This window comes from Aquibacillus koreensis (assembly GCF_025154055.1).
Classification (GTDB): domain Bacteria; phylum Bacillota; class Bacilli; order Bacillales; family Amphibacillaceae; genus Aquibacillus_C; species Aquibacillus_C koreensis.
Genome location: NZ_JAOALK010000046.1, coordinates 1 through 20,380, shown reverse-complemented (window position 1 = coordinate 20,380; position 20,380 = coordinate 1). Strand labels below are relative to the sequence as shown.

General features: G+C 38.3%; 19 protein-coding genes. 13 read left to right on the top strand and 6 right to left on the bottom strand.

The window, feature by feature from the left end:
* The first annotated feature begins 2 nt into the window (after nt 1–2).
* Nucleotides 3–176 (top strand): hypothetical protein, encoded by a 174-nt coding sequence (locus NYQ66_RS12935; RefSeq protein ID WP_259870062.1) that lies wholly within the window; start codon nt 3–5, stop codon nt 174–176.
* A gap of 222 nt (nt 177–398) precedes the next feature.
* The gene (locus NYQ66_RS12930; RefSeq protein WP_259870061.1) at nt 399–533 is read left to right on the top strand and encodes a hypothetical protein; all 135 of its coding nucleotides are present in this window, start codon (nt 399–401) and stop codon (nt 531–533) included.
* Between the two features lie 800 nt (nt 534–1,333).
* Here the strand turns inward: NYQ66_RS12930 and NYQ66_RS12925 are convergent.
* Nucleotides 1,334–1,837, bottom strand: coding sequence for a sigma-70 family RNA polymerase sigma factor (locus tag NYQ66_RS12925; protein ID WP_259870060.1), 504 nt, complete (start codon nt 1,835–1,837; stop codon nt 1,334–1,336).
* Nucleotides 1,838–2,246: 409 nt separating this feature from the next.
* On the opposite strand from NYQ66_RS12925, the gene sda reads away from it, so the two are divergent.
* A complete protein-coding gene (gene sda / locus NYQ66_RS12920) occupies nt 2,247–2,384 on the top strand; it encodes a sporulation histidine kinase inhibitor Sda (RefSeq protein WP_259870059.1) in 138 nt (45 codons plus the stop codon).
* A 335-nt stretch (nt 2,385–2,719) separates the two neighbouring features.
* On the opposite strand, the gene NYQ66_RS12915 is transcribed toward sda, so the two are convergent.
* On the bottom strand, nt 2,720–3,832 hold the full coding sequence (locus NYQ66_RS12915; protein ID WP_259870058.1) for a two-component system sensor histidine kinase NtrB: 1,113 nt from the start codon (nt 3,830–3,832) through the stop codon (nt 2,720–2,722).
* Entirely contained in the window at nt 3,819–4,490 is a 672-nt protein-coding gene (locus NYQ66_RS12910) for a cobalamin B12-binding domain-containing protein (RefSeq protein WP_259870057.1), read from the bottom strand. Before NYQ66_RS12910 ends, NYQ66_RS12915 begins: the two co-directional genes overlap by 14 nt.
* Before the next feature lie 624 nt (nt 4,491–5,114).
* Here NYQ66_RS12910 and NYQ66_RS12905 point away from each other — a divergent pair.
* From NYQ66_RS12905 to NYQ66_RS12860, 10 genes are all read left to right on the top strand, one after another.
* Nucleotides 5,115–8,174, top strand: coding sequence for an EAL domain-containing protein (locus NYQ66_RS12905; protein ID WP_259870056.1), 3,060 nt, complete (start codon nt 5,115–5,117; stop codon nt 8,172–8,174).
* A gap of 302 nt (nt 8,175–8,476) precedes the next feature.
* Nucleotides 8,477–8,944: a CoxG family protein gene (locus NYQ66_RS12900; RefSeq protein ID WP_259870055.1), complete on the top strand. Its 468-nt coding sequence runs from the start codon at nt 8,477–8,479 to the stop codon at nt 8,942–8,944.
* 252 nt (nt 8,945–9,196) lie between these two features.
* Nucleotides 9,197–10,657, top strand: coding sequence for a glycoside hydrolase family 5 protein (locus NYQ66_RS12895; RefSeq protein WP_259870101.1), 1,461 nt, complete (start codon nt 9,197–9,199; stop codon nt 10,655–10,657).
* Between the two features lie 94 nt (nt 10,658–10,751).
* Nucleotides 10,752–11,891, top strand: coding sequence for a GNAT family N-acetyltransferase (locus NYQ66_RS12890; RefSeq protein ID WP_259870054.1), 1,140 nt, complete (start codon nt 10,752–10,754; stop codon nt 11,889–11,891).
* 406 nt (nt 11,892–12,297) lie between these two features.
* Nucleotides 12,298–12,711, top strand: coding sequence for an MATE family efflux transporter (locus tag NYQ66_RS12885; RefSeq protein WP_259870053.1), 414 nt, complete (start codon nt 12,298–12,300; stop codon nt 12,709–12,711).
* Nucleotides 12,705–13,694 carry an MATE family efflux transporter gene (locus tag NYQ66_RS12880; protein ID WP_259870052.1) on the top strand — a complete coding sequence of 330 codons (990 nt, stop codon included), beginning with the start codon at nt 12,705–12,707 and terminating at the stop codon, nt 13,692–13,694. Before NYQ66_RS12885 ends, NYQ66_RS12880 begins: the two co-directional genes overlap by 7 nt.
* Before the next feature lie 245 nt (nt 13,695–13,939).
* Nucleotides 13,940–14,188, top strand: coding sequence for a DUF2249 domain-containing protein (locus NYQ66_RS12875; RefSeq protein WP_259870051.1), 249 nt, complete (start codon nt 13,940–13,942; stop codon nt 14,186–14,188).
* On the top strand, nt 14,188–14,406 hold the full coding sequence (locus NYQ66_RS12870) for a DUF2249 domain-containing protein (RefSeq protein WP_259870099.1): 219 nt from the start codon (nt 14,188–14,190) through the stop codon (nt 14,404–14,406). Before NYQ66_RS12875 ends, NYQ66_RS12870 begins: the two co-directional genes overlap by 1 nt.
* Nucleotides 14,406–15,656 carry a hypothetical protein gene (locus NYQ66_RS12865; RefSeq protein ID WP_259870050.1) on the top strand — a complete coding sequence of 417 codons (1,251 nt, stop codon included), beginning with the start codon at nt 14,406–14,408 and terminating at the stop codon, nt 15,654–15,656. Before NYQ66_RS12870 ends, NYQ66_RS12865 begins: the two co-directional genes overlap by 1 nt.
* Nucleotides 15,657–15,672: 16 nt before the next feature.
* Nucleotides 15,673–15,972 carry a metal-sulfur cluster assembly factor gene (locus tag NYQ66_RS12860; protein WP_259870049.1) on the top strand — a complete coding sequence of 100 codons (300 nt, stop codon included), beginning with the start codon at nt 15,673–15,675 and terminating at the stop codon, nt 15,970–15,972.
* 141 nt (nt 15,973–16,113) lie between these two features.
* Here NYQ66_RS12860 and NYQ66_RS12855 read toward each other — a convergent pair whose 3' ends face one another.
* The 3 genes from NYQ66_RS12855 to NYQ66_RS12845 form a co-directional block, all read right to left on the bottom strand.
* On the bottom strand, nt 16,114–16,689 hold the full coding sequence (locus NYQ66_RS12855) for a hypothetical protein (RefSeq protein ID WP_259870048.1): 576 nt from the start codon (nt 16,687–16,689) through the stop codon (nt 16,114–16,116).
* Between the two features lie 184 nt (nt 16,690–16,873).
* Nucleotides 16,874–17,821 (bottom strand): aldo/keto reductase family protein, encoded by a 948-nt coding sequence (locus NYQ66_RS12850; RefSeq protein WP_259870047.1) that lies wholly within the window; start codon nt 17,819–17,821, stop codon nt 16,874–16,876.
* Nucleotides 17,822–18,341: 520 nt separating this feature from the next.
* Nucleotides 18,342–20,153 (bottom strand): DUF2207 domain-containing protein, encoded by a 1,812-nt coding sequence (locus tag NYQ66_RS12845; RefSeq protein WP_259870046.1) that lies wholly within the window; start codon nt 20,151–20,153, stop codon nt 18,342–18,344.
* Nucleotides 20,154–20,380: the final 227 nt, after the last annotated feature.

Here is a 20,380-nt window from a genome sequence, read left to right as displayed (position 1 = left end):
TTATGAAAAAAACAGTAATTACACTATTATTAATGGGAGGATTATTCGTAAGTAGTCCTTCGGAGTTACCATCTAGTTATGATGGTGGAGAACAAATTGTGAAGATTGATCCTGTAAAGGGAGAACCAGTTATAGTTCCTATGCATCAAAGAGGTGAAGATGGTGGATTATACTAATAATCTACCAATAGATAGATAATATAAATGATGTTCAAATATGTGAAAGTTAGTTAGAAATAGAGACATTCCCTGTTTATTGCTATGTTGCAACTATCCAGGAATGTCTATTTTTGTATGGGGATATAATTATGATTATTTTATATAATAGAATAATGAAGCATCACTCTGTTATTCGTATTAAGAACCGTCCTGTGTTCACACCTGAAAGGAGTATATGATATGAAAGAAAAAGCTGGAAAATGTGTGAAGTGTGCCCGGATCGTGTACTGTTTAGAGGGGTTCCTGGATGGAGTAGTTTCTGAGGATAAGGAGCTTTACTGTTTTTCATGTATTGAAGTGGAAAGTGAAGACTAAGTATTTACAAATTAATTTGCTGATCTTTAATACTAGAGACCCACTACAAGTGAGCTTCCACTAAGTGCAACCACGCCGCTAAAATTATTAGTCGCATATAAAACAGTTAAACTCTTAATCCTCCAACATCTATACAACCTCAATACCTACTGTATATGTATTAGTTGATCAAACTTTTAGCAATTATAGAAGATTTCATTTCAACTATAAAGAGGTAATCTCCAAGGTTAATAAAATCTGACCATTCGGAAATTACCTCTTTACAATTGAAGGGAATCACTTTCGTGCGTTTTTGCTTTGATCAAAATAATCACCTGGCTTAGTTTATTTTTGTGAAATGTGTAGCAGGTAGTTCGTTCAATTCAGCTCTTTGGCGATTTTCTTCAAGTAAGTCGGTATTTTGTTTTTGCTTAAACAGTGATGACAATAGACAACCTCTACGGCCTGATTGCTAAAGTAATGATATAAAACATGTGTAGTTATTTCAGTAGGACAACCACAGTCTTCGCAGAAAACTAAATATTTGTAACCCAAAGATTTCACCACCTTCATTTTTTTATTTATTGTATGCACCATCTTGATTGTTGGAATGTTTCTAGCTACTAATGGTTGTTTATCATACCTGAAATCTATAGGAACAAAAGATGCCGTGACCAGGGGGAAGAGCAAGGGGAAATGATCAAGTAGCTAATATATATATATTCCCCCTATTTACTTAGATAAACGTGAACAGAGGGACGGTTCTTGCGTTTCCTTGAACATTAGTTAGCGTGAACAGGAGAACCGTCCCCATGTTTCCATTATTGTTCTAACACTTTTTTTATTTTGCGCTTTGCTAGTCTTGCCCAGTTTTTTACAGCGTCTAAGGTGACATCTTCTTGTTGAGCGATTTCTTTTATGGTTAAATCCTGCAAGACGTATAAACTAAACCATTTCATTTGGTTTTTAGTTAATACTTGCTCAATCATTTGAAATAGGTACGGATCAAAACCGAGTTCGAGGTGTGTTTTTCCTATATTTCCTCTGTTTTCTAACTGTTTTTTGTATGCTTCCTGTTTCTCGATCTGACGAATACGAATTCTTATCATGCTTAATATTTCTTTTTCAATTTTAAAATAGGCATAACTAGAAAATTTCCCTTTACTCTCATCATATGATGCAGCAGCTTGCCATAATGCAATAACACCATCTTGATAAAATTCTTTTTCTGGATCACGTATCCCGTATTTGTTTATAATGTGATAAATTATGTTTTCATGATGACTTAATAAATCCTCGAAGTCATTGATTTGTGTATCTACCATATAAGCCTCGTTCTATAAAGGCGCCTTTATGCATTATTCCGCCGGTAGCTGTAGTATAGATTTATCTTGTAATTAATGCAGAAAGAGAATTTGAAGTTTCTTCTAGTTGAATTATGTAGAAAAAGTGGTCAAAATTGAATTTTCGCTAGGTGAAAATTCAATTTTAAGGGTGTTTTGAAGAGTAATATATGAATTTTGAGAAAAGCAAGTTTTAAGGGGAGAGTGGGACTGATTCTTTTAGTTGAACATAATATAGATGACAAATAAAAAGAAGCAGGAGAACCGTCCCGGTGTTCATATTTACTGAATCTTCTGTCAACTTATGTTGTATTATTTACAAGGTGGGGGTTTTTTTGTATAGTAGTTTTTGTGAGTAATTTTCAACAAAGAATAGTAAGGAGTTTTTGTTTTGAATTTGCCTGATGAAAAGTTGTTGGAAGCTTATTATAAAGCGATTGAATTAAAGTTAGAGGAAGAGTTTATTAAGAATTTGGAAAAGGAAATTGAAAAAAGGCAGCTTGCCATAATAGAGGAAAAGTCGGGGTAGAATTATACAGTAATAGTTTAATGTTTTGTTAGTGATACAGAGTTTTGTTTATCTAATGATCCATCTATATCTACATAACGTTATTTTCATCCTAATATAAGTCTTAAAAAAATTTGCTTCAAGGAGTTTTTGAAGTTCTACTTGGCGTGGTTTACTTCGAGTTTTCCATTACTACCGTGATTTCCCCACTCTGAATAGATACGACATGTTACCATCAAAAAACGCACAATTGAATAACTACAAACCGGACCCGTATATATAGGTATATGCTGGTGTTCATATCATGTAATGATTTAAACTGGCCAATATAAACAAGATCTCGGTTATATATTAACTTATTCGGAAATAGGGAGCAGGATGTAAAATGTTGAGCCTTGTCCTAATGTCGAATCTACATCTAGACTGCCTCCATGATTGTGGATAATTTTTCTGCAAACGGATAGCCCTTTTCCAACACCCTTTTCTTTCGTTGAAAAAAATGGTGTGAAGAGCTTCTTTTTTACCCATACATCCATTCCAATTCCGTTATCGCTAACAGAAATTTGAATTCCTTTATGCGTTAACCTAGTTCTGATTATGATCTGTCCCATTTTTTTGTCTCGAGTACTTCGATCCATCGCCTCGATACTGTTCTTTATTAGGTTAAGCAGTACTTGTTTTATTTGCTTGGTGTCGATTGCTAGATTTGGCAAAATTTGTTCTTTTACATATTTAATTTGATATCCTGACAGTTCTACTTCGTCCTTGCAAGCGTAAACCCATTGAGATAACAGTTTTTGGATGCTTACTTGTTCGAAGTTTGGTTCTGGCGGACTAGAAGCTACAATAAATTGATAAATAATATTATTTGCTTTTTCTAGCTCGTCGAGTGCAACTTCAGCATAGTAGCTATCGTCAGGATCTACCATTTCTGTTTTCATTAGATTTATAAAACCTTTAACATTGGATAGCGGTTCTTTTACTTCCGTTGCTAAGGTATGTAACAGTGTACTTAACGTATTCTGATCATCCTGTTGACTAATGATTTCTTCCATTTTTTGGAGTGTTTGCTCTAATTCCTCTTGTTGTTGTGTTGTAGTTAGGTTTCCGTGAATCATTCTATCTTCTATTCGTTGGACTATTTCTTGAATCTGGACAATGCTTTCCTGTTTTTTTATGCAAAACACGTTAACTGTATTTTCGTCATCCCATTGAACGAATATGTCATATAACGTAATTGGTTGATCCATTGTCATCATGTTTAACTCAATTTTCACGTTTTGCAAGTTCGGTTTAATAAATTTAGTTGCTTTTTTTCTACTATCAAGGTCAACTAAATCAAGAAAATTATCTGCATTAGGAAAATGGGACATCGTTTCATTCGATATGCCAAGTATGTTAAGGTCACTATCTAGATTTAGATATGGAAATGGAACGTTTGAAATATACCCTTTTTCAGTTGGTAACATATTTGTTTTGATGCTCCTTATTTGTCCTTAACCACTCATTTAAGCTAGTTAAATCTTTAAATATTTTTAAGTTTTCAGAAATAAATTCATCTAATGTATATATAGAAATTACCCTACCTCCTATGATGATTTGTGGGTTAAAGGATAGTTTTTCAAGTGCCTTAATCGTCTGTATAAGGTGAGGAATGCTATAAACGGTGGAAAGAGATAGACAAATAATATCTGGTCTCCATCTGTTGGCAAACGCAATAATATCGGTTGTTGGGGTATTGGAACCCATCAGGCGTGTATCCCATCCATACTCATCGAATAACGCGGCAACCATTTTCAGACCAAGTGCGTGCTCTTCTCCTTCTACACAAGTAAACATGGCTTTTGGTTTGTCTTTTGCTACATTAGTCTTTCCTGTTTCCGATACTACACTATATTTAGTCATAAGGAAATGACAAATACTTGAAGCGATATGCTCATCAGCTACAGAAATTGCATTTTCTTCCCAAAGGTAACCGATATATCGCAACGCAGGTGTTAATACTTGTTCAAAAATATAAAGGCTATCTTTACCGTCTATAATATAAGAATATAAAAATTCCCAGGCCTTTTGCTCATCCGCATCCAACAAATAACGAACAAAACACTTCAAATCATCATCAATCACCATACAAGCATTCCTTTCTTTGGAAACAGGGGGACGGTTCTTGTGTTTCCATTTCGTTTTATTTTTAATTTTGTATATGTTATCAGCGAACTAATTTCTCGTTCATGAGAGAATTATATAATTAAAGTAAAAAGCTATTCATCTAGTGTCTAGTATTTTACTCATCCGGTTTTATGAAATAAATATTTAGTACCTAATTCTATCATATATGTAAGTTGCTTCGTACAACGACGGAGTTCTCTTCCACTTGAAACGGGGAGAAGGGTATAGGGTAGTGTTACTATAGTAAATCACACAATACGGCAAAAATATGATAGAATATAAGTACCGAGAATAAGACTTTTATGACATCTCGATTTACGTGTTTGTCTATGTACCCTAATCACGTTTGATTAGGGATTTTTAATATACGAAATAGGGTGAGGTTGCACTTTCCTTGTGATTATAGAAACATTTTGTGAACACAAGAACCGTCCCCATGTTTCCACTTTTCTAAAATAAAATAAATTTGTTACTAAAGTCCTAGAAGGTTTATGGGAAAATATGTAGAATTTATAATCTATTGGATATAAAATTGCAGCTTATTGTAGTTATATAGTCGGTAACGTAAAGGAGGTATTGCTTATGAAAATCAAGAAGCGAATCGGTTTGTTGACCCCCTTTCTTGATGGTTATTATTACGGGAAAATATTTGTAGAACTACTTAATGAGGCAAATAAACATGATTCTACGATTTACACAATTCTAGCAAGAGCTAGTGTGCAAAATCCAGTTGCTTTTAATTATGAAGTGTCAACATCGGTTTTAGATGGGTATATTTTAATGACAAACCCACAGTCGGTATTGCCATTAGCACCAGAACTGTTGCATAAGATAGAATCTTCAGGTAAGCCCATTGTTACGATTGGTTATCAAGAAAGTGCAATTAACTGTCACTCTCTTGTAGTTGAAAATCAACCATCAACAAAGGAAGCTGTTTTACATTTAATCAAAGAACATGGACATAAGCGAATTGCATTTGTTGGTAATAATGAGCATTTGGATATGATAGAAAGATATAGTGGTTATTTGGAAGCGCTTTCCGAAGTGGAGATTCCGTTTGATGAAAACTTGGTTTTTCATACGAGCAATGCACTCCGTCGAGGTGGGATCGTTGCAGCTGAAACCATGTTAGCAAAAGGTATTGACTTCACCGCCATTTTTGCCGCAACTGATCAAAATGCCATGGGTACCATTGAAAGGTTGAAGGAAGCAGGATACCGAGTCCCTGAAGATATAGCAGTGGTAGGTTACGATGATTTGGAGTCTTCTGCAACGTTTAATCCACCATTAACAACTGTAAGTCAGTCATTTACTGACTTGGCAAAAGCCAGTTTCAACGTCCTTTATCGGATGATGAACGGAGAAGTGATGGATAGTGATTTTACCAGCATTGATACGAAGCTTGTAAAGCGATTATCTTGCGGGTGTCCAACTACCAAAACGGTTGAACCTACTGTTAATGTTCAGAAACAATTACAAGAGTCAAATGCAACTTTAGATAATCTTATAAAACGCTATGATCAGTTTGTGGAGAGATGGGCGTCCGCAACAAGGGAGAAAAATTTTAACTTTGCAAACATGTTTAGCGAAAAAAGTGACTGGGGATGTCTTGCTTTGTGGGATAAAAACGATCCTGAACAGAAAAATTTGATCGTCACACAAGCATTTAGCAATTTTGATAATCATCCGGTACCAATTGGTGCAAAAGTTCCACTCGAACAATTCCCGCCAACAGAGTGGTTACCAGAAATAAGAAAAAACGATTATGTTCGTGTCCAATCCATTCGAAATGAACGTGGCGATTGGGGATTCATTGCAATTGTAGGTCAGGTGGATGAACTCGTCTTAATCTCTCAGACGGACATAACACTGATCAGTTTTACTATTTCTGCTTCTGCACTCGAGCGTGACGAGTTGTTCCAACAAATTCGATCGATTGCGGAACAACTAGAGATTGTTTCTAGGACAACCAATGATGGTATATGGGACTGGGATATTAGTGGAAATCAAATACAATGGAATGTTCGAAGTCATGATATTTTTAATTTAATCGGAGAAGCGTTACCTAGCGACTACCACTCGTTTTTAGAGCTTGTTCATCGCGAGGATTATCATCGTGTAAAACATAACTTTGACGAACATTTAAACGAAGGAGCTCCTTTAAAGACAGAATTACGTATTCAAGGTAAGAGTGGCGAGATAATATGGGTGTATGTGACAGGGGACTCGATTCGAAATCAGGATGAGCAAGCAATTCGAATCATTGGCTCGATTACAAATATCTCTGAGAAAAAAATGGCGGAGGAACAGATTAAGCACTTAGCTTTTCATGATGGATTAACCGGGCTACCGAATCGACAGTTGCTTCGTGATCGGTTAAAGCTATATATGGCTCAAGCAGATCGTTATAATTATAAATTAGGGATTATGATGATTGATTTAGATCGATTTAAAGTAATTAATGATACGCTTGGGCACCATGCTGGTGATCAATTAATTCAACAAGTAGCGAGGGTGTTGGAGAATACGATAAGGTGTTCCGACACAGTCTCAAGGTCAAGTAGCGAACATTCCACGGTTGCACGACTGGGTGGAGATGAATTTATTATTCTGTTATCCCATATTAATGATGTAGCGGAGTTAGAACTTGTTGCGAACAGAATTATTGATCAATTCAAGGAACCATTTTCCATTCAAAATCATGATGTCTTCACATCTGCAAGTATCGGCATTAGCCTATATCCGGATAATGGTCAGGCATTTGACGAATTAACGCGATGTGCTGACATGGCTATGTACAGAGCGAAGGAAAATGGAAAAAACCAGATGGAGATTTTTTCATCAGAATTAAACTCATTAACTGTGGAACGTTTTGTAATGGAAAATCAACTTCGTAAAGCACTTGAGCGAGAGGAGTTTATACTATATTACCAACCACAAATAGATCTGGAGAGTAATAGGATTATTGGGATGGAAGCTTTATTACGATGGAACTCACCAGAACGTGGTATTGTGGGGCCAATGGAATTTATCCCGCTTGCAGAGGAGACAGGATTAATTATTCCAATAGGTCTTAAGGTGTTAAAAGAAGCTTGTCTGCAAAATAAAAAATGGATGGAGCAAGGGTTTCCACCAACTATTGTTTCTGTAAACATTTCGGCGAGGCAGCTTCAAGAGAAAACATTTGTAGAACAAGTGAAGCACGTTTTAGACGAAACAGGCCTTCCTCCAGCATACTTGTGTTTGGAAGTAACGGAAAGTACCGCTATTAAAAATGTGGAAAATAGTATGAGCATGCTTCGGGAACTTGGTGAGATTGGTATCAATATAGCAATTGACGATTTCGGGATTGGCTACTCTTCTTTAGCGATCTTAAAACAACTACCAATCACGAATATTAAAATTGATAAATCATTTATCCATGACATGCATATTGATAAAGATGATGCAGCAATCGTAAGAGCAATCATTGCTATGGCCCACTCGCTAGAACTAACGGTAACAGCTGAAGGCGTAGAAACAGAAGAACAAAGAAGACTACTACTAAAAGAAAACTGCAACTACGTCCAAGGCTATTACTTCAGCCAACCCCATTCATCAGAAAAATGGAAACAGAGGGACGGTTCTTTCGTTTCCAATTGACGCGGAGTGTTGTGGGTTCTATTCGCTGTAGTAAGCGAAAGGATGCTACTAGTTAAGAGTCTCTTTCTAATCATGAAAAGTGTATTGCCCACATTAGTGGAAAACTAATGTGGGCAATGCTTTTTTGTGGTGAAGGATGTTGGTTTCGTACTCGTTGTGGATTCTGATGGTGAGTGCTACATGCTATTGTGTACACAAGAACCGTCCCCATGTTTCCAACTCGGGTTTTTTATTTTTCTTTGTAATAATATGGATAGGTTTGCTATACATTTAAGTAACTATAAAAAATAGGAGGGTCTAGTATGCCGAGCGGAGAACATTCTGTAGAAATAAACATCCCGAACCGACACATATGGAACTTTATTAGCGATATGAACAAGTGGGCACCATTGGTTCCTGGTTATATGGAACATGAGATACTTAGCGAAAATGAGTCGACATGGAAGTTTAAAGGGGACATCGGCAAATTTAAAAAAACGATTCATATGAAAATTGATATAACCAAATGGCAGGAGCCAGCCAAAGTCACCTTTGATCTAACAGGTATCAATGAGAAGTTTGCAGGTAATGGCTATTTTGAGGCGGAGAAGCTATCCGACACGAAAACAAAGATGACGGGTCACTTAAACATAGATGCGACTGGAATGAAGAGGAAAATCATTAACCCTATACTCAAATCATTTGTTCCTAAAAATGTAAAACATCTAACGGAAGCAGTCGCAGAGAAAATAAAAGAAAACGAAGTCACAGCAAAAGTCAGAGGAACCTAATAACAGAACATAAATATACGGAAATGAAAGATCCGTTGGAAGCAGAGGGACAGTTCTTGGAAACATAGGGACGGTTCTTTTGCTTCTTTTTTGGAAATTAGTGGATTAACGTCCGTACTTGGAAATGTGGAAACATGAAAATGGAAACGCAAGAACCGTCCCCATGTTTCCATTTTGGAGGGAGGATTATGGGGAGTTTGATGGAATTTTATTAGTAGGTTGAAATTCTGATTGAGGGGTGGGTGTTAGTTGATGGATTTGTTACAGGTGAATCAGGATAGGATTGTTCGGGAAGATGGGAGTACGGTTCAACTTAGGGGCACTTGTGTTGGTGGTTGGTTGAATATGGAGGACTTTATTAATGGATTTACAGGTTCTGAGCATGGGTTACGTGATACGGCGGCATCTATTTTAGGACGAGCTAAAGCGGAATTTTTATTTGAGCGAATGCAGCACTACTTTTTCGGAGAAGACGATATTGCGTTTATTAAGAGTTGGGGTGGAAATACGATTCGATTGCCGCTGAACTATCGTCATTTTGAGGATGACGAGAATCCGTTTGTGTACAAGGAAGAAGGATTCCAAAAGCTAGACGCAATTGTAGACTTGTGCGAAAAACACGGTGTCTACATTATTTTTGACCTTCATGCAGTGCAGGGTTGGCAGAATACCCATTGGCACTCTGATAATGACCATAGGCAGAGCTTGTTTTGGCATGATAAAACGTATCAAGATCGTTTTGTTGCGTTATGGGAGGAATTTGCACGACGTTATAAAAATAGAGCGGTAGTCGCTGGCTATAATTTAATGAATGAACCTTGCTCCAATACACCTCATGGAGATTACCCACATACTTTTTTCAACAACTACAAGGCAGATTGGGAACGACTTAACCGCGTAAATCGGCGTGCGGTAGAAGCGATTCGTAAAATTGACCCCGATCACATTATTATTCTAGAAGGCGACAACTATTCTAAGTTCTTTGACGGAATGGAAGCACCATTCGCTGACAATCTAGTTTACAGCAGTCACAATTATACTGCCGCAGGGTTTGGACCTGGACCGTATCCAGGTATTGCAGATGCAAAAACGGCCCGCATCGATAGTGGACTTTATTGGGACCGAGACAAACAACGGCAAGTTTTTACTGATCATCAAGGGTCAGTCTACGCGCAGAAACACAAGGTGCCCCTGTGGGTAGGGGAATTTGGCTCTGTCTACAATGGACCAGAACAAGAGATACCAGACAGACTACGAGCGATGGATGATCAGATTAGTATTTTTGAAGAGTTCGGTGCACATTGGACGACGTGGACGTATAAGGATGTAGGTGTTATGGGGTTAGCGATGCTCGATCCAGAATCTGAGTATATGCAGCGGATTGCTTCAATTGTTGAAATGAAACATAAGCTTAACACGGATGATTGGATGATTTGGCTACCAGGGATGAAAGCGAGGTGGCATGTAGACGAGCTAGCTAAGCATTTGGAAAAAGTAATTGGTGATGATGATCTAAACCATGCATACAATGTGGCGGCACTCTCGCAATCTGTTCTAACAGTCTATACTGGTGCCCTGATTCAACCAGCGTACGTGAAACTATTTAAAGGATTATCAGAAGAAAAGATTGATGACATTATGGCATCTTTTGCATTAAAAAACTGTAAAATCAACCACGGCCTCGTAGACGTGCTAAAAAAACATACAAACTAAAGCAGGATCTGGTGGAAACAGGGGGACAGACCTCGTGAACATGGGGACGGTTCTCCTGATTATTATATTGGTATTAATAAAATGAGGTGATTTAATGGTTGTGATAAGGAAAATTCAACCAGACGATTTGGAAGCTGCGATCAACTTGTCGAATCAGACGTTTAATAATCCAGGACAGGGGTCTATGCATGTTGCATTTCCATTCATGTTTTCTAGAAATAAATATAATCACTCGTTTGGTGCATTTGCGGAAGGGAAACTGGTCGCATTTATGGGACTTGTTCCTTTTACAGTGCGAGTTGGTGATGCTGGGATCAGTCTCTATGCGCTAGGATCGGTCTGTACTGACCCGGATTATCAGGGACAAGGGATTGCGACTAAGATGTTAGAGGAGATCGATGCTTTCCTTCAAACAACGGATGCATCGCTTTTACTTGTATCTGGTGATCGACCTTTATATCGAAAGGTGGATTGTTATCCGTTTGGCCAATTTTTTCGCTACTCCTATTCTGGTGGGAATGCTCAGCATGCGGATTCACCATCAACTTATACTATTCGCGAGATGGGTGGAGCGGATCTGTTATCGATTGCGAGGTTAGCTTCAGAGCGGAAAGTTGCTTTTGATCAAAGTGTGTCTGATTTAGCAGTTTTATTGGAAGCAAAGGCCTATGCAAATTACAGAAAGCTTGAACAAAAAATAATAGTCATAGAGAGAGCGGGCATCGTTTCTGGTTTTATTACTGTAGGTTTGCCGAATGAGGTTTCTTTAGGTGATTACGATAATAATGCAACTGCAATTGAATGGGCTGGTGATGCCCAGGATATAGTGGATATGTTGGACTATGCGGTGAAAGCGTATGCATTAGAGGGGATAGGAATAGATGTACCATGGTATGACATTGAGTTAAAAGCTAGACTAAAAGGACGGCCGGTAGAGACGAAGCAGAATCAAGGGACGATAAAGGTAGTACATGCTGAACGCTTGTTACAACAACTTTATCCATATGTGAACAAGGAGAAGTATGGAGGACCTATTCAGTTAAAGGTTAATGCAATGGACGAGCATGTTGAGGTAGCAACAGAAACGGTCACAACAATGGTAAGCCCAAATCAATTCGTCTCGCTTTTGTTTGACCCAGAGCCAGATAATCCTAAAGTGAAGCGGCTTCAACAGGAAACTGTCGATGCTTTCCCTATTCCATTTCCTTCGACAACTGGATTGAATTATACATAACTTCTTGGAGCTAACACAGGAGAACAGGTGTGAAGTGCGGCGCGGCACGGTATGGCGCGGTATGGCGTGAACGGAGGGACAGACCTTGTACACGTGGGGACGGTTCTCCTGTTCACAACATTAGATTGTAAAGACATTTTGGAAACGGGAGAACCGTCCCCATGCTTCCAAGATCTGTCCCTCTGTTTACATACACTCCCCCATTTACCCCCTTCATCCTATAGATAATCCTTTGAAAAATATAGTTGGGTTCTATTTACAGAGGGAAAAGTGTACTACTGTTGAATGTATTATGGTAGCATTCTAGAGTAGTAGTATAAATTTTGTGTAGAACAATAGAGGAGAGACAAAAAAGTGAATACAGTCATCATGGGCGAGTCACGTATAGTGAAGTGGGGAAAGGTCAATGAGTAAGGCATTAGATAATCAGTCAACGTTGAAGAAGGTTACGCTTTTTTCGATTACGTGGCCGATTTTTATTGAAGTATTTTTGCAAACGTTTTTAAATATCTCAGATATATTTATGCTTAGCTTTATTTCCGACGATGCGGTAGCAGCAATCGGTGTTGTAAACCAAATTATGATGTTCACCTTTGTCCTATTTAATTTTACTGCAATGGGTTCAGGTGTTGTCGTAGCTCAATTCTATGGTGCGTGGAAACTAAAGGACGTCAGCATCACAATTGCAAACGCTTTAGTGCTTAATTTGTTGTTTGGAATAGTAATCAGTGCTGCGGTGGTAATTTTCCGCCACCCGTTCTTAAACATGTTTAACTTAGCACCTGATCTAATGGAATATGCCAATATATATATATGTTGATCGTTGGTGGTACGCTGTTTACACAAGCAATGGTGGTTACGATCTTCTCTGTTCTCCAAGCGCAGGGCTTAACAAAAGATGTTATGTACGTTGCACTTGGGATGAATATCCTGAACATATTTGGAAACTATTTATTTATTTTCGGTGCGCTTGGTGTCCCACAACTTGGGGTAATGGGGGTAGCGATTTCTACCGCAGTATGTCGTGCGCTAGCTATGATTGTATTATTAGTCATGCTATATCAACGTACAACCATCAAGATCAAAGTAGAGGATTACTTCAAGTTAAAGAAAGAATACGTGAAAAAGATATTGGGTATTGGTGTGCCAGCTGCTGGAGAGCATTTATCTCATAATTTAAGCCAGCTTACGATTACGTTTTTTATAACGTTGCTAGGTGCAAATGCTCTCGCGACTAGAGTGTACACACAAAATATCATGAACTTTATGACCATTTTCTCGTTTGCGGTTTCAAAAGGGATGCAAATAATGATTGGTCAACTCATTGGCGCTGGTAAGATTGAGGAAGCAAACAGACAAATGTATCGTGGGTTAAAAATTTCAATCGTGGTAGCATTAGTTGCTGGAAGCACGATTGCATTTGCTGGCGAATTTCTACTTGGTTTCTTTACGCAGGATGCAGAGATTATTGCTTTAGGTGCAATTATCTTATTCCTAGGTGTTGTGTTAGAGCCAGGCCGAACGTTTAATCTAGTTATTATTAGCTCGCTTCGTGCAGCTGGGGATGCGAGATTCCCGGTTATGATAGGGATTCTTTCCATGTGGGGTGTAAGTGTGCCGGTTGCATATCTACTCGGAATTCCTTTAGGCTATGGACTGATTGGGGTTACCATCGCCATTATTATCGACGAATGGTTACGAGGCACACTCATGTTTCTGCGTTGGCGTAGCAAAAAATGGCAACAAAAAGCAATTGTGGACAATGCAGAACGTGAACGAGGGGACGGTTCTTTTGCGTCCTAATTTAACCTGACTAAATAGGGCTTAATCTGAGGTAGGAAAGTACCTTGGGTTAAGCCTTTTTTGTTTTTAAGATTTTATTCCCTCTGGACGGTTCTTCTGTTGGAAACGGAAGAACCGTCCCCGTGTTTCCGAGGTACGTCCCCCTGTTTCCAACTCTATGTTTCTTTTCGTTAAGTGATTTGGGTCACTTCATAAGTAATTGATAATGATTATCATAGGAGTATAACGTTTTGGAGGTGGCTTTAATGAGTGAAAATAAGACATTGAACGAAGTCGATGTAAGAGATGATATAAAAAAGGGGATGGAGCCTTTTAAGAAAATAATGGAGGCAGCTGAAGCGGTACAACCTGGCGGGCAGTTTATTTTACATGCGCCGTTTAATCCTTTTCCTCTTTTCAAAGCGTTAGGGAAAAAGGGGTTTACACATGAATCGGAGCGAATCGAGACAAAACAATGGAAGATTACTTTTACGAAAGCGGATGAAGAGGCATGATGATTTTAGATAATCGAGGTTTACAACCGCCGCAGCCAATGATGCGAACGCTATCTGCCTTAGAAGATTTGGAATCTGGGCAACAGCTGACCATTATTAATGACCGTAGACCGATGTTTTTGTTTCCGGAACTAGATGATCAAGGGCATAAATACGAAGTGAAGGAACAAGAAGATGGAAGTTTTGCAATTACCATCACCAAACACGGGGTGGCTTAATGGATGGTTTACGTGTCAACAAAAAAACGGAAACAAACATTAAGCTCCCTCTTTCCTTTATCTTCTTTGGACTCGTTGCATTTGTGGTTGCACAGTTCATCTTTTTAATGAACAGTGGGGCACTAACAAGTGGAGCATTTCGAATACCAGAAGTGTTAATGGGTGCTCATTTTCTATTATTGGGATGGGTAGTGATGGTCATTATGGGAGCGATGTATCAGTTAGTGCCGGTTGCCTTTCTTACGCCGATTTGGAGTGAGAAACTTGGTTTTATCCAATTTGTCATCACAGCAGTTGGCATTATTGTGTTTTCTGTTCTACTAGGTTGGAAAATAAACCTTACTGTATATGGAGCTATCATTCTCATTATTGGTATTCTATTATTCTTATTTCAAATGATCATGACGCTAAAAAAACAGGAAGAGAAAACGATTCTTACCTCATTTGTTATGGCCGCACTTCTATGTTTCTTGATCACCATTAGTGCAGGGTTAGTTTTGGCAGCAAGTATTGCGTTCGGGACATCATTCAATTATAGTGCGATCCTACATTCTCATATTTTGCTAGGAGTAGCAGGCTGGTTCACGCTATTAATCTTTGGTTTTTCTTATAAACTCGTTCCGATGTTCAGTTTAAGTCACGGTTTCAGTATGAAGGGCTCTGGCGTTGCTTTTGTCAGTTATATTTTAGGCCTTGCCGTTTTGCTCGTTTCCTTTTGGACAGATTTTGGAGCGCTTGCTAGTGTTGGATGGGGTTTATTGTGGGTTGGTTTTACATGCTTTTGTCTAGATATACGTGAAATTTTAAACAAGCGTCTGAAGAAAGGGCTCGATCGTCCATTTGTTTTTTCGTTACTAGCGATTGGGTATGGTTGGCTTATTCATACGGCTATTGTTATTTTGCGCATGTTCGGAGTGCAGGACGAACATGTTTGGAGTTGGCTTATCTTTTTATACATTGTCTGTTGGGTGATGTTCAGCATTCTAGGATATCTGTATAAAATTGTTCCGTTTTTATGGTGGACATTTAAATATTCGAATCAGGTCGGAAAGGCAAATGTACCATTACTAAAGGACATGATTAATGAAAAACTTGGCGTCATACTCTTTGGCGTATTTACAGTTGGTACGCTTGGATTGGCGATCTTTGGTATCCCTCAATTAAGCTTTGCTGTTACATTCTTTTTAGTGGTCATGCTAATCGCATCTATTGGGTATTTTGTTTCGATCGTTCTTGTGGTAAAAAAATAGAAAGGAGGGGAATGGATTGGGTTTAGTAGAAAAAGTAACAGAAGTGCTTTACGAAGTGATTGATCCAGAACTTGGGATAAATATTGTTGACCTTGGACTTATTTACAAGGTGGATGTGAAGGAGAATAATGATGTAATAGTAACGATGACATTAACCACGCCAGGTTGCCCACTGCACGATAGCATTGTTGGAGGTGTAGAAAGTGCCATCTACTTTCTAGACGAAGTAGGAAAAGTAGACGTCCAACTCGTATGGAAACCAGCATGGACACCAGAAAAAATGAGCGACAAAGCAAAAACCGTGCTCATGGGATAACCGAGTGAATTCGGAAACAGAGGGACAGTTCTCGTGAACATGGGGACGGTTCTTCTGATTACACTATTCATGATTGTGAGGGAGAATGGTATCATGATTATCTGTTTGTACATTTTGTGAACGGGGGAACCGTCCCCATGTTCACGTTTTCTTCCGGCTATACTTTTTAAACATCTTGTTTCCTACAATAAGTATTGTTCCACTAATTGTTATAAAGATAAGAAGTACAATATTACGTTCGGTTTTGCCATCGAGTATTACGTAAAAGGGGGTATTTTCATCTAAGAATTTATTGTAATGGTTCTTGTGTTTTTCTTCCTCTGAAACTTCCCCATTTATCACACGAATCATCCCGTTTGGTCCAGCTACTGGCACAGGAAAATCACCATATTCGGGTTTATACTCCAAAAGCAAAAGAAACTTCCCACCTTTTTGTTGAAACTCTTGCTCCCATCCACCATCAAGCATATCAATCCCAACGATCAGATCTTTTGATACATTCTCCCCTTTATAAACGTAATCTACATTGAATTCCTGCCCATAGAATATAAATTCCCCATCAGCTGTTTCACCGGCAAAGTTAAATTCTCCAACCACGATTACATCTGCACGATCACGAACTTTATCTGGTGGGACTTTTCCCCAACTCGTTGCGCTGGTACAATTGCCTATGGATAGAAGTATGGTGAATAATATACTGAAAATGATGACTCTCATACAATCTCTCCCTCCCCTATATAATAAGGTCTTTTGTACTACTTGGATTTTACCATAATTATGAGTTGAGAAGACTGTTGAAACAAAGATAGCACCCATGATTCCGTAAGTGTGAACTATAAAAATGCAGAGGGACGGTTCTTATGTGTACTGTACACACAAGAACCGTCCCCCCGTTTCCATATTAGCTCAATATTCCTTCTATTTTTTCAATCACTTCTGCGGATAGATCTACTTCAGATCCTTTTGCATTTTCAATGATTTGTTCTGGTTTCGTAGAACCTACAAGTGTACTTGCTACACCTGGTTGACGCAGGATCCAAGCAATTGCTAGTTGAGACAGTGAGATCTCTAAGTCCTTTGCAACATCCTGTAACTTCTCCACTTTTGCTAGTACTTCATCATTCAGGAATTGATCCATAAACATATTTGCGTTTGGATCAGTAGCACGACTACCAGCAGCTTTGCGATTATTCAAACTATACTTTCCTGTAAGTACTCCTTGCGCAAGTGGAGAAAATACAATTTGACTAATCCCATTCTTCTCGCTAATAGGCAAAACTTCATCCTCAATATAACGGTGGAACATATTGTATTGTGGTTGGTTAACGACAATCTTGTCCAATAAGAATTTATCAGCAGTTCCTAATGCTTCTTGGATTTGTTGCGCTGTCCATTCACTAACACCAGCGTAGAGAATTTTCCCTTGACGAACCATATCATCAATTGTTCGCAGTGTTTCTTCTACAGGTGTTTTTGGATCGTAACGATGGCAATAATAGATATCCACGTAGTCTTCACCTAGACGTTTTAAGCTAGCATGTAATTGTTCGAATACATGCTTTCTAGAAAGGCCACGATCATTAGGACCTTCACCCATCGGCCAAAATACTTTTGTCGCTAAAACATAGGATTCGCGATCATAGGGTCTTAATGCTTCTCCCACGACTTTTTCAGACTCCCCAGTTGCATACACATTGGCGGTGTCAAACGAATTTATACCTAAATCATAAGCGGTTTCTATTGTTTTGATAGCGCTGTCTTTTTCGGTAGAAGCACCGTATGTTAACCAGCTACCTAAACTTACTTCACTTACTTTTAATCCTGACCTTCCTAAACGACGATATCTCATCAGATCACTCCTAATTAATAAAGTTACCCACTACTCTAAGAGTACAACATTGCAGAAAAAAGGGAAAGAAGCATGCTTGAATGGTGATGGGAGAGAATGAGTGACATTTGATGTTCCTAGTGAAAATGCCCACTCTTAACCATGGTCATCTTCAAAGGTAATGTTATCCAATCTATCTTTCTATATGGATAGAAAATCGTTGTTTTCCAGTAGTTTTAGCTGTATTTTGAGTTGGAAGGTAAGTGGAGTAAAATATTGGTTATGTAATTTTGTTGTTTTTCGTGTTAGAATAAATTTCATAAAAGTATGCTCTCTCTTTTTTATTGTTTGGTTTGGCGATTAAACAATATCATAGAATGCATACTTTTTCTTTATGTTCTTAATGGTTTTCTTCCCTTCATAATCCTCTAGTATTTTTTCTATACATATTAATCCAAAACCATCGTGGGACGAGATTTCTTTCTTCTCCTGTCCACGGAAACGCAAGAACCGTCCCTCTACGTACTTCTTACTTCTGCTATCACAAATGGAAACGCAAGAACCGTCCCCCTGTTTCCATAAACGTAAATGCTGTGATGTTTGGGTTGTGGAGCATGGGGTATTGGCCGTTTGTTAATAGGCTTTGCGGCACAGCGAGACATTGGTGCGCGAAGCCGTCTTCTTGTTCTACTATGATTGCGATTTGCAGTTGTTTTTGTATCGTTTTTGGTGTGTTTCCCATTGGATATCGTTGTTTTCGGAATTCTTTTCGAGCATGTTTTATTGCAAATGGAAGGAAGCTGTTCTCCGCGTTCCAGTAAGTACTTGGCGTTATAAATGCAAAACCACCAGCAACGATAAGAAGCAATAAGAATAGGATTGATGCAATTGAAATCGTTATAAAAATAGCTAGAAGTCCTATTACAGCAAAGAATATCCCCACTAGCAATCTATCATATTTTTCCCAGACGATTAGACATCCTAGTAGTGTAATAATTATTGTCCACGTGAATTGCATTTCTCTAGGCCAAACACTATGGAACAACAAGTAGATGAACATGCCAATTGTGAAAAATAAAAGCATGGAAGTAAATAAATAGTAGGAAATATATGTTTTGCGGTTCTCTTTAAAACCAGGTTGCTCCTCCACAAGTTGGAACCATTCGCGTAACCGTTTCTTGTACTGTTTGCGTGACTTTCTTTTTGCGGAACGGGTAGTTGCTTCATCAGGATTGACGAAAGATTCCAGAAGAAAGTAAGAACCATATTTGTCCTCTTGTGTAAACAACCAGTCCTTCACATATTGGTCACTTTCTTGCAACTTCTCACGTGATCTTTTCCAGGTAAAACGAAAGGTTGTCCCTAGATTCAGTTCAGAAGGCACTTCGGTCATTGTGACCAGTCCTCGATCATGTAAGGAAAATAAGCCTGCGATTAAATCTTTATCGTCAAATTTCCCTTCCTTATGGATGTAAGAAACAATCAAGGGGTCTGACTTTTCTAGAAGAGTAAGCAACTCTTGCTGTGCCAGTTGGCTCTTCTTTCTATTGGGATGAAAATAAAAGAGACAAGTCCCAATAATTATGGTGAAAAGGATCCCAATGACTAGGAATGGGATTGCCTTATTAAAGTTTTCTTCGATGTTTTGGTAGCGCCATTGTAAAGAGCTTTCTGAAGCAAATAGCTTTCGCTTCATTTTTTTATCAACGTCAGTCGGACGGTCGACTAATTCAGTTGCTGGAAAAAGGAAACGGAAATCATGGGATCTAGACGGTAATACAGAGTCATAGGAATATTGGAGTATATTGTTTGTTTGTAGAGTGCTTGGTTGATTTTTTGAGTGAAAATAGATAAAAGATTTCTCTGGCAATGTAGCTTGTGGTCTAGAGAGACTAACCGTTACATTATTAAGCCTTGCATAGTTACTGTTATTGAAAAAGTTATAACGAAAATCTGCAATGTCCTCGTATTTGGTAACGGCTTCTTTTACTGTATAGCTATATATGATTCGTTTCGTTGCATCTGTTGTATGCTGGAGATTGATATGGTAAGCATCATGTATTTTTTCTACTTCCAATGGATCCAGGTTGTCGGTGTCTATGCTTGGTGCTTTCATTCCATTAGGTACAGTAAATGCTTGCAAGTTTTCTGCGGTTGAAGGCATTGTACGTATGATTTTATTGTTTGTATCGTCAAAAGCATAGTGATACAGTTCTTCCACATGAACGGTCCCATCTGTAGCAATATGTGCGTGGATGTGTACCTTATCAATCGAAAAGGAGTCGTCTTTAGCTATAATAAAACCTATACAAATAACCACAATTATAAAAATACTACCAATTATTTTTTTCACATCTCTCACCCTTCATACAAAACAAACTTCGGACCAGACCCTTGTCCAACCCCTCCACTATATATCTATGAAACAACCACCAATAAGATGAATAGAAACATAGGGACAGTTCTTGTGAACATGGGGACGGTTCGAGACCAGTGAAAAAGTCTACGACTTACCCCTAATTCATAAAACACATTAGAATTTAATATTTTTTATCACTTTCAAATAAAAAAGACCCTCTA